The organism is Achromobacter aegrifaciens, from assembly GCF_902859965.1.
In the GTDB taxonomy this organism is placed as follows: Bacteria; Pseudomonadota; Gammaproteobacteria; order Burkholderiales; family Burkholderiaceae_B; genus Achromobacter; species Achromobacter aegrifaciens.
Genome location: NZ_CADIKO010000001.1, coordinates 1,266,389 through 1,279,945, shown reverse-complemented (window position 1 = coordinate 1,279,945; position 13,557 = coordinate 1,266,389). Strand labels below are relative to the sequence as shown.

General features: G+C 64.5%; 12 protein-coding genes and 1 pseudogene. 8 read left to right on the top strand and 5 right to left on the bottom strand.

What is annotated here, in order from left to right:
• Window positions 1-1,352 (top strand): annotated as a pseudogene (locus HV793_RS05975) (type II toxin-antitoxin system HipA family toxin).
• A 30-nt stretch (window positions 1,353-1,382) separates the two neighbouring features.
• Here HV793_RS05975 and HV793_RS05970 read toward each other — a convergent pair.
• Entirely contained in the window at window positions 1,383-2,150 is a 768-nt protein-coding gene (locus tag HV793_RS05970) for an AraC family transcriptional regulator (RefSeq protein WP_119449881.1), read from the bottom strand.
• 92 nt (window positions 2,151-2,242) lie between these two features.
• Here HV793_RS05970 and HV793_RS05965 point away from each other — a divergent pair, with 92 nt between their 5' ends.
• Complete coding sequence (locus HV793_RS05965) at window positions 2,243-3,382, top strand: MFS transporter (RefSeq protein WP_175212825.1); 1,140 nt, start codon at window positions 2,243-2,245, stop codon at window positions 3,380-3,382.
• A gap of 54 nt (window positions 3,383-3,436) precedes the next feature.
• Here the strand turns inward: HV793_RS05965 and HV793_RS05960 are convergent, their stop codons facing one another.
• Together HV793_RS05960 and HV793_RS05955 are read right to left on the bottom strand one after the other, a co-directional pair.
• Window positions 3,437-3,931, bottom strand: coding sequence for an Ohr family peroxiredoxin (locus HV793_RS05960; protein WP_054455400.1), 495 nt, complete (start codon window positions 3,929-3,931; stop codon window positions 3,437-3,439).
• A gap of 129 nt (window positions 3,932-4,060) precedes the next feature.
• Window positions 4,061-4,810 (bottom strand): Crp/Fnr family transcriptional regulator, encoded by a 750-nt coding sequence (locus HV793_RS05955; protein ID WP_225588860.1) that lies wholly within the window; start codon window positions 4,808-4,810, stop codon window positions 4,061-4,063.
• Between the two features lie 140 nt (window positions 4,811-4,950).
• Between HV793_RS05955 and HV793_RS05950 the strand changes: the two genes are divergently transcribed.
• From HV793_RS05950 to HV793_RS05930, 5 genes are all read left to right on the top strand, one after another.
• Window positions 4,951-6,174, top strand: coding sequence for an ABC transporter substrate-binding protein (locus HV793_RS05950; protein WP_425321798.1), 1,224 nt, complete (start codon window positions 4,951-4,953; stop codon window positions 6,172-6,174).
• A gap of 5 nt (window positions 6,175-6,179) precedes the next feature.
• The gene (locus tag HV793_RS05945) at window positions 6,180-7,094 is read left to right on the top strand and encodes a beta-keto acid cleavage family enzyme (RefSeq protein WP_175212824.1); all 915 of its coding nucleotides are present in this window, start codon (window positions 6,180-6,182) and stop codon (window positions 7,092-7,094) included.
• A gap of 12 nt (window positions 7,095-7,106) precedes the next feature.
• Window positions 7,107-7,883, top strand: a complete 777-nt coding sequence (locus HV793_RS05940) for an SDR family oxidoreductase (protein ID WP_175212823.1) — start codon at window positions 7,107-7,109, stop codon at window positions 7,881-7,883.
• Between the two features lie 169 nt (window positions 7,884-8,052).
• Window positions 8,053-9,036 (top strand): TerC family protein, encoded by a 984-nt coding sequence (locus HV793_RS05935; protein WP_054455394.1) that lies wholly within the window; start codon window positions 8,053-8,055, stop codon window positions 9,034-9,036.
• 23 nt (window positions 9,037-9,059) lie between these two features.
• Entirely contained in the window at window positions 9,060-9,479 is a 420-nt protein-coding gene (locus tag HV793_RS05930; RefSeq protein ID WP_175212822.1) for a universal stress protein, read from the top strand.
• A gap of 18 nt (window positions 9,480-9,497) precedes the next feature.
• Here HV793_RS05930 and HV793_RS31035 read toward each other — a convergent pair whose 3' ends face one another.
• The gene (locus HV793_RS31035; RefSeq protein WP_192330585.1) at window positions 9,498-10,553 is read right to left on the bottom strand and encodes a DnaJ domain-containing protein; all 1,056 of its coding nucleotides are present in this window, start codon (window positions 10,551-10,553) and stop codon (window positions 9,498-9,500) included.
• A 159-nt stretch (window positions 10,554-10,712) separates the two neighbouring features.
• On the opposite strand from HV793_RS31035, the gene HV793_RS05915 reads away from it, so the two are divergent.
• A complete protein-coding gene (locus tag HV793_RS05915; protein WP_119449885.1) occupies window positions 10,713-11,492 on the top strand; it encodes a fused MFS/spermidine synthase in 780 nt (259 codons plus the stop codon).
• Between the two features lie 20 nt (window positions 11,493-11,512).
• Here the strand turns inward: HV793_RS05915 and HV793_RS05910 are convergent, their stop codons facing one another.
• A complete protein-coding gene (locus HV793_RS05910) occupies window positions 11,513-13,537 on the bottom strand; it encodes a C1 family peptidase (protein ID WP_175212821.1) in 2,025 nt (674 codons plus the stop codon).
• Between the last annotated feature and the right edge of the window lie 20 nt (window positions 13,538-13,557).

Here is a 13,557-nt window from a genome sequence, read left to right as displayed (position 1 = left end):
ATGGGGCGACGCTCACACACGCAGGTCCTGGGCCTATGGATGAATGGCACCTATGTCGGAGAGTGGAGCAATCGACCCCACGCCGGCGAGGTCCTGCAGTACGACAAGGACTGGGTCGCCTCCGCGCCGGGCAGGCCCTTGTCGCTGTCCCTGCCCTTCACGCCGGGCAATGGCCCGCATCGGGGCGACGTCGTCCGCGCATACTTCGAAAACCTGCTGCCCGACAGCAAGGAAATCCGCGAACGGGTTGCGCGCCGGTTTCGGGCAGGCTCGACCGACGCGTTCGCCTGCTTGCCGAGATCGGCCGCGATTGCGCGGGCGCCTTGCAGATCCTGCCTGCGGGAACAGCGCCTGCCGACGTGACGTCGGTGCAAGCCTCGCCCTTGAACGATGCCCAGGTTGCGCAGCTGTTGCGCAGCGTTCTGGCGCCGGCGCCTCTCGGCGGCCTGGCCATCGCTGAGGATGATTTCCGCATTTCCATCGCAGGTGCGCAAGAGAAGACCGCCTTGCTGCGGATGGACGGGCAATGGTGCTTGCCCCAAGGCGCCACGCCGACGACTCACATCCTCAAGTTGCCGTTGGGGCTGGTCGGCAATATGAAGTTCGACCTGAGCGAATCGGTGGAAAACGAATGGCTGTGCTCGGAGATCCTGGCTGCCTACGGCATGCCCGTGGCGCGCACGGAAGTACTCAGCTTCGAAGACGTGAAGGTGCTCGCCGTCGAACGTTTCGACCGCCGCTGGCAGGACGCCGAAAACGGAAAGCGTAGTCTCATCCGCCTGCCGCAGGAAGACATGTGCCAGGCCACCGGCACCCCGCCGCACCTGAAGTACGAGGCGGACGGCGGACCCGGCATCGATCGCATCATGAGTCTGCTCGAAACCTCGCGCCACGCAGAGCAAGACCGGCGGACGTTTTTCCAGGCCCAGGTCCTGTTCTGGATGCTGTGCGCAACGGACGGCCACGCGAAGAACTTCAGCCTGTTCTTGCGGCCCGGCGGGGCATATGAACTTACCCCGCTATACGACGTGCTGTCCGCTTATCCGATCCTGGGCGAAGGGCCAGGCAAACTGTCGCCCGTCCGCGCCAAGATGGCGATGGCGGTGCGTTCGAAGAACCCGCATTGGCGCATGCGCGACATCCAGCGGCGCCACTGGCTGACGGTGGGCGCGCGACATGGCGTCGTGACGCCGGACGGCCAGGGAGTCCAGTTCGTCGTGGACGATCTGATCGCGCGCACGCCCGAGGCGGTGCGCATGGTCCGCGCCAGATTGCCGCCCGGATTTCCGCAGGCGGTGGCAGACGGCATACTCGGCGGCTTGCAGGCGGCGGCGGACAGGCTCGCCGCGTAGCTTTGCCGCGTGCGTAGCGGCTACTGCAATTCATCGCTCGTTGAGTACATACCGCCCCGGCGTTTCCCCCGTCATCTGGCGGAAGTACGCGATGAAGGCGCTGTCGCTGGAAAAGCCCAGATCGAACGCCACTGCGGTCACGCTCTGGCCCGCAACCAGCAGATCCACCGCGCGCAGCAGGCGCCAGAGCTGCCGCCAGGCCTGATAGCTCATGCCGGTCTCGCGCTGGAAGATGCGTGTAATGGTGCGCGCGCTCGCGCCGACGCGTTGCGACAGGGCTTCCAGTTCGGGCGGCAGTTCCTCCAGGTCCAGACCGGCCAGGCGGCGGTCCGTGGGTACGGGCAGCAGCATGGGTTCCCGTCTTGCCGCGCGCAATTCGTCCATGCAGACGGCCAGCAGGTTGCGCGGCGCGCCCTGGGACCAGTCGGTGTCGAAGGGTTCCAGGCTGATGCGCTCGAAGACCTCGCGCAATAGCGGCGTCATCGAGAGTATGGCGGCGGCGGCCGCCGGCGCCGCGACACGCGCCAGGTCCAGATAGATCGAGCGGTACTCGACTTCGCCGCGGATCAGGACGCGGTGCTCGGTTCCTGGCGGTATCCACGCCACGCGGATGGGAGGCAACACCGCGATCAACCCCGGCATTGCGAGGCGTATGGAGCCCGCATGGGCAAACAGCAGCTGGCCCCGGCCGTGGCTATGCGGGCCGGAATCGTGCCGTATCAGGCGCGACGCGATGCCCGTCACCGGCTGGGCCATGGCGTCGGGGTTGAATGCGTCGGTGGGTGCAAGCCTGGCCATTTGTCCGGGTTCCGATGTTTTTTGTCTTCCTGGCTACAACGGCGACGGCAGCGCCCGGCTAAAAAACGGGCTCTACGTTTACCGATACCGCCATGTTCCGCCGTCCGCCTCTTGTGCTCGTTATCCTGCTGCTGAGTTTTCCGCAGATCGTCGAGACGATGTACAGCCCCGCCTTGCCGCTGATCGCCGCCACCTATCAAGCCACGCCCGAGGACGCGGCGCAGACGCTGTCGCTGTGGTTCGTGGCCTTTGCCTTTGGCGTGGTGGTCTGGGGGCGTCTGTGCGATTTCCGGGGCCGCCGACCGGCGCTGCTGGCAGGACTGGCGCTATACGCGCTGGGTGCGGGCTGGGCCATGGCGGCGGGTGATTTCACGCAGTTGCTCGCGGCCAGATTGATCTGCGCCTTCGGCGCGGCCGCGGGCTCAATCGTAACGCAGACGGCGCTGCGGGATAGCTATCAGGGTCCGGCGTTGGCCCGCGTCTTCTCGATTCTGGGAATGGCGTTGGCCGCGAGCCCTGCCGTCGGCATGTATGCCGGTCAAGAGATCGCGGCGGCCGGCGGGGTCCAGGGCGTTTTCCTCGCGCTTGTCCTGCTCGCGGTGGCGCTGCTGGGGGCCAGCGCGTTGCGCTGGCCGGAAACTCGGCCTCTGCCGCACACGGCGGCGCCCTTCTGGCCGACGCTGCGCGCCATGCTGCAAGACCGGGCGATCTGGCGCAGCGCGACGCTGATCGCCATTTTCAACCTGGCGATCTTCGGCTATTACCAGCTGGGTCCTTTTCTTTTCGCCCGCTCGCAGGAGGCCTGGTTGGGTTTCGGTGAAAGCGGCCTGGCGCTGGCCGCGGCATCGCTGTGCGGCGCAGCCCTCAACACGGCGTTGCTGCGGCGGGGGGTAGCGTCCGAACGCCTCGTCCTGCTGGGTATCGGTCTGATGGCGCTAGGTGCGGCGCTGGTCGCCGCGCTTATCGGGAGTTCCGCGTTTCTCATCGGAATGGCCTTGATCGCGGCGGCCTACGCGATCGCGATTCCCAACGTCTTGGCGCATGCACTATGCGCCTATGTGCATGTCGCGGGGACTGCTGGCGCGATCCTGAGCCTGGTCTATTACAACCTGCTTGGAGTTGGGCTGGTCCTTGCCGGACGAGGGCAAAGGCTGGATGTGTTGCTGGGCGGGTGTGCGGCGCTTGCAGCGATCGCGTATGTGACGAAGACGCGGCAAGTCGAAGGTCGGTGACAGGACCGCTGCCATTGATGCATCCGGTCCCGTTCGAGCGAGGGTGCCTGGCTTTCAGCTGAGATGCACCGACGACGCGATCCCCTGGTCCGCCATCTTCGAGTACGGGCAGATCGATTCCGTCTCGTGGACCAGCGCCAGGGCGACGTCCTTGGGCAGCCCGGGCAAGGAAATCTCCAGCCTGGCCTTGATGCAGAACAGGCCGTCGAAGGCTTCGCGCGCGAAAGTCGTGGTGCAGTGGATGGCGAAATCCGCCGGCAGCGGGACGCGGTTCTTCGTGGCGACCAGCTTCATGGCGCCATGAAAGCATGCGGCAAAGCCGGCTGCGAATAATTGCTCGGGATTGGTGCCGCCGCCATTGCCGCCCAACTCCTTGGGTAGCCTGAGTTCGAGTTCCAGTTCGCCGTCGTTGGAGACCGCTCTGCCGGACGATCTGCCGTGTCCGGAGGCGCCGCCGGTTACGGAGACGGTGGTCGTGTACAGGGGCAGGTCCTCTGCGCCGGCATAGGGCTCCAGGAGCGAAACAGAGGGCGCGGACGGGGCTTTCATGGGAACTCCTCAAGTGCGGATAAGCGGTTGGTTTTTTTCCGCGGCAACTATAGAGTTGTCCCCAACAGGCGCAAAGACAGAATTTCTGTTCTGACTGGCATCTTTTCTTGTACCGTCGACGCCAGCTTCCTAGGCGCTCTTCTTGACATTGGCAAGCCGGTGCAACTCGTCCACATCAAGGATGGCCAGCCCGCCATAGTAGGTTTCCAGCACGCCCGCGCGGGCGAGTCGCGCAAGCGCTGCATTGCAGCGTTGCCGCGAAATGCCGCACAAGCCGGCGATTTCTTCCTGGGAGACCTTCAGTCGTCCATTCGTGCCGGAATGTCTTTCCGCGTTGAACTGCGCGGCGACTGCGCGCGCCACCGTCGTGTCGACGTCGAGCAGCACGTTGGACGTGAAGCTGCTCATCAGCCAGTCCACGCGCTGCGCTAGATGCATCATCAGCGCCTTGGTGAATTCGATGTTGTTGTTCCAGAGCCGTTCACAGGTCTCGCGCGGCAATATCACGATCTGGCTGGGCCGCAGCGCAACCACCTCGTACTCGAACCGCTCGCGACGGATCATGGTGGCTTCGCCGAACCAGCTGCCGGTGCTGAAGCCGGCCAGGGACAGGGACTTGCCGTCCGCGCCGGGCGAGGACCATTTCACCAGGCCTTGCACCACGCCGTACCATCCTGGCGAACGGCTGCCCGCGCGGAACAGGAACTCGCCAGCGGCCAGGGTCACCACGCGCAATTCGGCGCGGATCAGGTCGCGTTCGAGTTCCGGCAGGCCCTTGTACCAAGGGACGACGTCGAGCATCTTGTCCACCGCGCCTTGCGCGCGCCGCCGCCGTGCGCTCAAGGGTTCGTCGCCGGCGTCGGCAAGCCGTTCGCCCATGTGTGCCTCCTTCGTAGCCGTTGTGGCGCCGCTCAGGTAAACCCTAGGGCGCTTTGTCACCATGATGACTGTCCGCGGTCTGGGGCCGGCACCAGAATAGCCGAGGTGCCAGACGCCAAAACCCACAAGAGGAGACAAGCATGTTGCCCATGCAAGGCATGATGTCCCGCAGCGCCCTGGCCTGCGGCCTGGCCGTGACGCTGCTGCACGCCCCTGCGGTCCAGGCGCAGATTTCAGACGATGTTATTCGAATCGGCTTCATCACCGACATGTCGGGCGTGTACTCGGGGCCGGATGGCCCCGGCGGCGCCGAGGCCATCAAGATGGCGATCCAGGAGATGGGCGGCGAGATCAACGGCAAGAAGATCGAGCTGCTGACGGCCGACCATCAGAACAAGGCGGACATCGCCTCAGCCAAGGCGCGTGAATGGTTTGACCAGGCAGGTCTGGACATGCTGATCGGCGGCACCAATTCCAGTACGGCGCTGGCCATGTCCAAGGTCGCCGCTGACAAGAAGCGGCCCATCATCGTGGTGGGCGCGGGCGCGCCGGCGCTGACCAATGAACAATGCACGCCCTACACGCTGAACTACGCCTACGACACCGTGGCGCAGGCGCGCGGTACGGGCGCGGCCGTGGTCAAGGCAGGCGGCAAGAGCTGGTACTTCCTGACTGCCGATTACGCCTTTGGCCACGCATTGCAGGCGGACACGATCAAGGTGGTCCAGGCCGGCGGCGGCACGGTGGTGGGATCGGTCAAGCATCCGCTGTCGGCCAGCGACTTTTCTTCGTTCCTGCTGCAGGCGCAAAGCAGCAAGGCGGAGATCCTGGCCCTGGCGAACGCCGGCGCGGATGCGACCAACTCGATCAAGGCCGCCAACGAATTCGGCATCACCAAGACCATGCGCCTGGCCGGCCTGATCATGTTCATCAACGATATCCACGCCATGGGGCTGCCCGCCTCGCAAGGCATGTACCTGACCGATAGCTGGTACTGGAATGCGTCGGACGAGACCCGCGCCTGGGCGCGCGCCTTCTTTGAAAAGCGCAAGGCCATGCCCTCCTCGTTGCAGGCGGCCGACTACTCGGCGGCGCTGCAATACCTGCGCGCGGTCAAGGCCACGGGTACGGATGATGCCGACCGCGTGCTGGCCTATCTGCGCGAAAACAAGCTGAACGACGTTTACATCAAGAACGGCGTGGTGCGGCCGGATGGTCGCGTCGTGCACGACATGTACCTGCTGCAGGTCAAGACGCCGGAACAGTCCAAGGAGCCCTGGGACTACTTCAACGTCGTGCAGACCATCGACGGCAACCAGGCATTCACCACCAAGGAAGAGAGCCGCTGCGCGCTCTGGAAGTGACCCTCATGAGCAAACGTAAAGTCATCGTGACCATCGCCCCGACCGGGGGCATGGCATTCAAAAGCCAGAATCCGCACCTGCCCACGCAGCCGCTGGAAATCGCGGAGGACGTGTACCGCTGCTATAACGCGGGCGCCAGCGTGGTGGCGCTGCATGCGCGCCGTCCCGACGACCAGGCGACCTGCGACGCTTCGGTGTACCGGGAAATGAACCGGCTCATCCGCGACCGCTGCGACATCGTGCTGAACAACTCCACCGGCGGCGGCGTGCATGGCGACATGGTCAGGGAAACCTCTCCGGGCACGTGGGAGATCCTGTGGGAAGAGCGGCTCAAGGGCATGGACGCCGGCGCCGAGATGTGCACGCTGGACGCCACGACCTTGAACCTTGCGTTCGGCGACCGCGAATACCTGATGAACACGCCGCTCACCAAGGCCCGCGAACTGGCCGCCGGCATGCAGGCGCGCGGGATCAAGCCCGAATGGGAAGTCTTCAGCCCCACGCATATCCTGCAGGACGCCACAACGCTGATCGAAGAGGGACTGGACGAAGGGCCGCACTTCATCAACCTGGTCATGAACGTGCACCGCAACTTCCAGAACGCCATGCCGTTCTCGGTGCGGCATTTGCAGATGATGGTGGATCTGCTACCCAGGAACAGCATCTTCTGCGTCAGCGGCATCGGCCCCGCGCAGCTGGAGGCCAACATGGCCGCCCTGCTGCTGGGCGGCCACGCGCGGGTCGGCCTGGAAGACAACCTGTACTACCGCCACGGCGAACTGGCCACCAACGTCCAATTGACCGAGCGCATCGTGCGCATCATCCGTGAAATGGACATGGAACCCGCCACGCCAGCCGAAGCGCGCGAGATCCTGGGACTGCCGCTCAAGAGCGGAATCCGGCCCGAGTTCGCGCTCTGACCAGGAAAAGCCATGAGCAATTCACTGCAAGGAAAGCGTGTCCTCATCACTGCAGGCGCGCAAGGCATAGGCTTGGCGATCGCACGCAAGTTTCTGGAGGCGGGCGCCGAGGTGCACGTCTGCGACGTGGACGAAGCGGCTTGCAAGGCCGCTGCCGCAGCGCATCCAAGCCTGGGCGTCAGCGTGACGGACGTATCCAGCGAAGCGCAGGTCCAAGCCATGTTCGGCGAACTGGCCCGGAAATGGGGCAAGCTCGATGCCTTGGTCAACAATGCTGGCGTGGCCGGCCCGACCAACCGGCTGGAGGAAACCGCGCTGGACGCGTGGCAGCGCACGCTGGATGTCAACCTGACCGGAACCTTCCTGTGCGCGCGCAGCGCCGTGCCGCTGCTGCGGGCGGCAGGCGGCGGGTCCATCGTCAACATCTCGTCCGTCGCGGGCCGCCTGGGCTTTTCGCTGCGCACGCCTTATAGCGCCAGCAAGTTCGGGTTGGCTGGCCTGACGCAGACCTGGGCCATGGAGCTGGGGCCGTCGAACATCCGCGTCAATTCCGTGCTGCCGGGCGTGGTGTCGGGCGACCGGGTTGAGCGGGTCATCGCGGCCCGCGCCGCGGCCGGCGGCGTGAGCAATGACGCCATGCGCGAGCAGCTTGTGGACAAGGTGTCGTTGCGCCGCATGACCAGCCCGCGGGACGTGGCCAATCAGGTGGCGTATCTGTGTTCAGACGAAGGCGCCATCATCAGCGGCCAAAGCATTTCCGTCTGCGGCAACGTGGAATACCTGGGCTGAGTTGCCGATGTCGGCGCCCCGCGTGCCGCGAAGGTTCCGAAAAACCTGAGCGTCAGTTCGATCCAGGCGAATTGTTCGACGCCTCCCGAAGTTCTAGACTGGATTCGTACATGCATTGTGTACCGCTGGCTGTCGCATAGCGGTTTTGCAGCGACGGCGGGAGGTCCTGATGAATCGGGTCGAGACCTTTGCCACCCTGCCGATGTGGGCGGGGTTCGTAGGCTTTGTGCTGGTCGTGCTGGCGCTGGATCTCTACGTGCTCGGAGGCCGCCATGCGCACCGCGTGCGGCCCCGCGAAGCGTTGTTCTGGGTGGGCGTATGGATGGCGCTGGCCGCGTTGTTCGGCGCCCTGATGTGGTGGTATCTGGATGCCACCCTGGGGCGCGACATTGCGCACCGGAAAACGCTGGAGTTCTATACCGGCTACCTGATCGAACTGTCCCTGTCCGTGGACAACATGTTCGTGTTCTCGCTGATCTTCGGCTATTTCGTGGTGCCGCTGGAATTGCAGCGCCGGGTACTGCTGTACGGCGTGCTGGGCGCCATCGTGATGCGGGTCGGCATGATCCTGGCGGGCGTCTGGCTGCTGTCGAAATTCGACTGGCTGTTCTATGTGTTCGGCGTGCTGCTGGTGGCGACGGGAGCGAAGATGCTGGCCCGGGCGGACCATCAGCCTGACATTGCCCGCAATCCGCTGGTGCGCCTGTTGCGCTCGTCGATGCGCATCACCAAGGATTATCACGGCGAGTCGTTCTTTGTGCGCATCGGCGGCCTGCGGCATGCCACGCCCATGTTCGTCGTGCTGCTGATGATAGAGGCGAGCGACGTGGTGTTCGCGGTCGACAGCATTCCCGCCATCTTCGCCGTCACCACCGACCCGTTCCTGGTCTTTACTTCCAACATCTTCGCCATCATGGGCCTGCGGGCGCTGTACTTCCTGCTGGCCGACATGCGCGAACGTTTCCGCTACCTCAAGCATGGACTTGCCGCGGTGCTCATCATCATCGGCGGCAAGATGCTGGCCGCGCCATGGTTCCATGTGCCGGTGCAGTGGTCGCTAGGGGCGGTAGGCCTTATCCTGCTGGCATCCGTGGGCGCCAGCCTGATCCTGCCCAGACGGGCCGCGGCCAGGGCTGCGCGCCATAAGGGATGAGTCCCACGAACCGGAGATCTGTCATGAACACGATCATTCTTGCCACCGATGGGTCCAGCCACAGCGATGCCGCGGCGCGCTATCTGGTTGACGGCCCTTTGCTGAACCGGGAATTCACGGTGCATGTACTGCATTGCGAGCCCGACGTGACGGGCGACGTCAAAGCCTTCATCGGCCAGGCCGACATCGACGCCTGGCACCACGAAGAGAGCGACAAGGCAATGAAGTCCGTGGTCGAGATCCTGCGCGCGGGCCAGGTCGGCTTCGAGTGCCACGAGCTTACGGGCCACACGCCGGACAAGATCGTGGCGCATGCGGTCAAGGTGGGGGCCACGGCCATCGTGATGGGGTCGCACCATCGGGCGCCGTTCCTGGACGCATTGTTGGGGTCGGTGTGTTCGCGGGTCATTGCCCACGCGCCTTGTCCGGTGCTGCTGATCTGAACGTCCGCGGCTGATGCGCTAGCAGGTGAGCTTGAGCTGATAGCTGCCATCGGCGTCGCGGGCCAGGCGAACCCGGTCGAAGCGATAGTTGCGCCCCTTGAACGCATAGGTCGCGTCAGTCTCGTCGTCGTCGCGGCCTTGCCAGACTATTTTCCGATCCAGCGATTCGGCGTAGTAGTAGAAGATGGCGTTGGTGGATTCGATCAATCCCAGGTCGCCGCGCAGGCCGGTGGAACTGTTGGCTTCCACGTTCCACCAGCCTTCGGTGCGCCATTCGCCTCCGTCGGGCAGATAGTGCACTGCGAATCTCAAGTCCCGGCCGCAGGCGTTCTCGATCTGGAGGGACGCAGGCTTGGCCGGCGCAGGCTTCTTGCTGTCCGGCTTGGCGGCCTGGAGCTGGTCTTGCCGTTCATTCCAGCCCATGCCGTAATAGGCTAGCAGGCCGCCGATTGCCAATACGGCCGAGACGCCGATGACCACCTGCCGTACGGTCTTTTGCCGCATGTGTTCCGTGTACCGTTGCTCCAGAATCCGGGTCTCGTGCTGTTGCAGCAGTTGATCGCGGTGTTTTTTCCTGGCCGAGGTCGTCACCGCGGATGCCCCGGCCAGCAGCAGCAGCAGGGTGAGGTAGCGGTATTTCATCAGCAGGCTGGCCAGCGATGGAACGAGGTTGGCGGCCAGGCCCAACGCCATGGCGCAACCGATGAAGGCCAGCGGCCATATCCAGAAATTGCGTCCCTTGGCGATTTCGGTGGCGTAATAGTCGCGCAGCGTATCGGTGGATCCGGAATCCGGCGGCGCTTTCCCGTTCGTCCCGCCACCGTTGCCGCCGGGCGCGCCGGCGGCGCGTTGCTCGGCGATCCACGCGTCATGCTCTTGGCGGCGTTTCGGATCGGAAAGCACCGCGTAGGCCTCGTTCAGGCGCGCCATGACGCGCTTGGCTTCCTCGGGATTGTCAGGATTCTTGTCCGGATGCCATTTCTGCGAGAGATAGCGGTATGCGCCGCGGATGACTTCATCGCTGGCATTTTCCGAAACTTGGAGCGTGTCGTAATGGGTATGTATGCCAGCCATTGCCATGGGTCCGCGTTCCGAAGCCGGGCGCTCAGCTTCCTGCACGGCGAGCTTACGCTGCAATCATGGACGTCGGTATCAGCCAAAGAGACTACATCGCTGGGTGGGTGCGCGGCGCAGTGGTATCTTTTCCCATTTTCCTGCACGCCACTCCGTTTCATGCCCGACGACGCCCAAACCTCCTCAGATTTCCCGCCTGCAGAGCCGCAAGCGGCCGCTCCCCGGCCCTTTATCCAGAACTCGGGCACCCGCCGCACCCTGCATTTCACGCAGCAGGAAATCCAGAGCAGCATGTCCACCCTCAACCCCGATGCGCTCGAACTGGAGTACACGCGGATGATGATGGGCTTCGTGCTTTTCAATCCGGCTCCCGCCCGCATCCTGATGGTGGGGCTGGGCGGCGGCTCGCTGCCCAAGTTCTGCCATCGCTATCTGGCGGACAGCGCTATCGACGTGGTGGAAATCGATCCGGCAGTCATTGCCCTGCGCGAAGCCTTCATGGTGCCGCGCGACGACGACCGCTTCCGCGTGCTGCAGGCCGACGCGGCCGACCATATGCGCGGCCTGTCGGACCATGCCGACGTGATCCTGCTGGACGGGTTCGGCATCGGCGGGATTCCGGGCCCGCTGTGCTCGGCGGAGTTCTACGCCGATTGTTTCCGCGCTTTGCGCGAGGACGGCATCCTGGTGATCAATTTCCACGTCAATCACCCGGACCATCATGACTACATGGACCGGGTGCGGGCCTCGTTCGGTTCGTCCATGTTCGAGGTGGTGGATGACGACATGACCAACAGCATCGTGTTCGCCTGTAAGGGCGACCTGCTGGACGATCCCGCCGCGGCCGAACTCAGACGGCCATCGTCCATGTCCAAGGATGCGTGGCGCCAGCTGATGCCGACGATGAAGGTCATAGGTGCGACGCTGGAGTTGAGATAGCGACCGGCTGGTCCCTGCCCTCAACGCTTGATGAACGCAATGATCTGCTGCTGAGTGCCCTTGTCATTGTCAAAGCCCCCGTGCGTGCTGGCCGCCACGGGCGGATTGGCCGAGCCGGGCGCGGGGCTGCCCGCGGGTGATATATGCACGGCGTCGCAAGGAATGCCGGCATTGCTGAAATAACGCTCCATGCCCAGCAGCGGCGTGGTGGTGCCGCCTTCGAAGGATTCGCTCACCAGATAGAGCAGCGAACGGCGGTACGGGCCGCAGGTGGGATCGTCTTCCTCGGCACGGTCGGAAAGATGGAACTGCTGATAGCGCTTTACCCGCGTCTTCAGGTGCGGCACGACCAGTTTCTGGAAGGTGTCCAGCGTGACTGCCGGGGCCATCAGGTTGAGCGACTCCAGTTTGCCGCCGTCCGCCGTCAAGCGGTGCACGAAGTGGCTGGCGACGATGGCGCCGGCCGAATGGCCGACGATGTGCAGGCGCACACGGCCCTCGCTGACATGCGATTTGAAGTGCTTGTACAGCATGGTCATCGCGGCTTCTTCCTGCGTCATGCCCTTGGGCGCCGGTTCGCTCATGGCCTGGGCATTCTGCTTCATCTCGCCCCAGATCACGGTGCCAGGCCTGGCCAGCCAGCGTTCCAGGCGCTGGTTCCACCAGCGCTCCAGCCGCTCGCCCAGGCCGCCCGTGGTGCGCGGCACGCTGTGGGCGGCGTCCTGGATGATGTTCTTCACGGTGGTGATGAAGTCCGTTTCCCACATCAGGAAGACTGGAAAAATCTGCTTCTCGTAAAGCAGCGGTATCCATTCGGCGGCGGCTTCCGCCGCATCTTCTTCACCCACCAGGCCGCCATGCGCATAGACGCAGACGTCCATGGGCCTGTCCTTCAAGCCCCACTTCTCGCGCGCGGCGTTCATATGGACGTCGACAATGGCGCGCAGATCGTCGGGTGTGGTGCGGAACGTGCCGCTGTTGCTGAGCTTGCCGTTGTTGCCCACGTTGACGATGAAGGGCGAGATCTCGCGGTTGCGCAACACGGTTCCCGCCGCCAGCGTGACCTTCTTGCCGTCGGTGCGCAGCGTGATGCTGTTCGATATCTTGGTGTGCTCGTGCGTGACCACGCCCAGTTGCACCACCCAGCAATCCATGGCGTTGCGCATCCAGTCGTCGTAGGTCAGCACCGCCATGCCATGGGTTCCCCATTCCTCGCCCCAGGAGTTCTGGATCAGGAAGCCGTCCTGGGTATAGCCAACAATGACGAAGGCATGGCCGTCGGTGGCGGCGTCCTGCTTGTCGGGCGGGATGATCCAGAACGGCTGGGTTCCCGGCGTGGACGGCGCCTTCTGCGGGGTGACGCCATGGCCATCGTCCCAGCCGGCGTGGCAGCCCGCGCTGGCGTACAGGATGCCGACCTCGTTGAGCGCCGCGTGCATTTCGACGATGTTGCGGGTGTCAATGCGGTAGTAGGCGCCCAGCGGGCGCTTGACGGCGTCCAGCCACCAGTCGTCGGCGGTCTCGTTGGCCGCCGCTGGCATGGCCAGGGCCGGAAACAATTCCTGGGAACACGCGCCGTGCTTGAACCAGCCCTTGAGTGCGCCGCGCAGGCTCGATCCCGTATCGTCGACCGAACCCGGGAACTCGTCATAGCGCCTGGCCATGGAGTACAGCATGAATGGCGAAATGGCCGGGCGCGGTTCGCGCTCCGACTTGCGCAGCAGGTATTCGACCACGGTGGACAAGGCGAAGCCGGTGCAGGCCGAGGTGTCTTCCTGGTGCTTCACCGTCAACCCCATTGCGGGAATCATCTCGGTCTTGGGCGTGACCGAGATGTTGGGGCGGAACGGCAGGTCGCGGACGTCGAAGGCGTCGGGCTTGGCGGTGCGGCGAAACGGCAGCGCTGGCGGCGGCTTGCGGCTTTTGCGCTTCGCTGCGGGCCGGGGCGTCTTGGCCGCCGCCGTGCTGACTGTGGCGGCCTGCCGTTTTTTGTCCGCCGTCTTGCGTGCCGGGGCGGCGCGCCCCGCTTGCTTCTTTGCAGCCATGGCGTACTCCAGTGGAGACA

Bases quoted from the DNA above. Each gene is read 5' to 3' on its own strand.
- HV793_RS05965 (WP_175212825.1), top strand. From the start codon at position 2,243: ATGTTCCGCCGTCCGCCTCTTGTGCTCGTTATCCTGCTGCTGAGTTTT.
- HV793_RS05915 (WP_119449885.1), top strand. From the start codon at position 10,713: ATGCCCGACGACGCCCAAACCTCCTCAGATTTCCCGCCTGCAGAGCCG.
- HV793_RS05950 (WP_425321798.1), top strand. From the start codon at position 4,951: ATGTTGCCCATGCAAGGCATGATGTCCCGCAGCGCCCTGGCCTGCGGC.
- HV793_RS05955 (WP_225588860.1), bottom strand. From the start codon at position 4,810: ATGGGCGAACGGCTTGCCGACGCCGGCGACGAACCCTTGAGCGCACGG.
- HV793_RS05940 (WP_175212823.1), top strand. From the start codon at position 7,107: ATGAGCAATTCACTGCAAGGAAAGCGTGTCCTCATCACTGCAGGCGCG.
- HV793_RS05910 (WP_175212821.1), bottom strand. From the start codon at position 13,537: ATGGCTGCAAAGAAGCAAGCGGGGCGCGCCGCCCCGGCACGCAAGACG.
- HV793_RS05930 (WP_175212822.1), top strand. From the start codon at position 9,060: ATGAACACGATCATTCTTGCCACCGATGGGTCCAGCCACAGCGATGCC.
- HV793_RS05960 (WP_054455400.1), bottom strand. From the start codon at position 3,931: ATGAAAGCCCCGTCCGCGCCCTCTGTTTCGCTCCTGGAGCCCTATGCC.
- HV793_RS05945 (WP_175212824.1), top strand. From the start codon at position 6,180: ATGAGCAAACGTAAAGTCATCGTGACCATCGCCCCGACCGGGGGCATG.
- HV793_RS05970 (WP_119449881.1), bottom strand. From the start codon at position 2,150: ATGGCCAGGCTTGCACCCACCGACGCATTCAACCCCGACGCCATGGCC.
- HV793_RS05935 (WP_054455394.1), top strand. From the start codon at position 8,053: ATGAATCGGGTCGAGACCTTTGCCACCCTGCCGATGTGGGCGGGGTTC.
- HV793_RS31035 (WP_192330585.1), bottom strand. From the start codon at position 10,553: ATGGCTGGCATACATACCCATTACGACACGCTCCAAGTTTCGGAAAAT.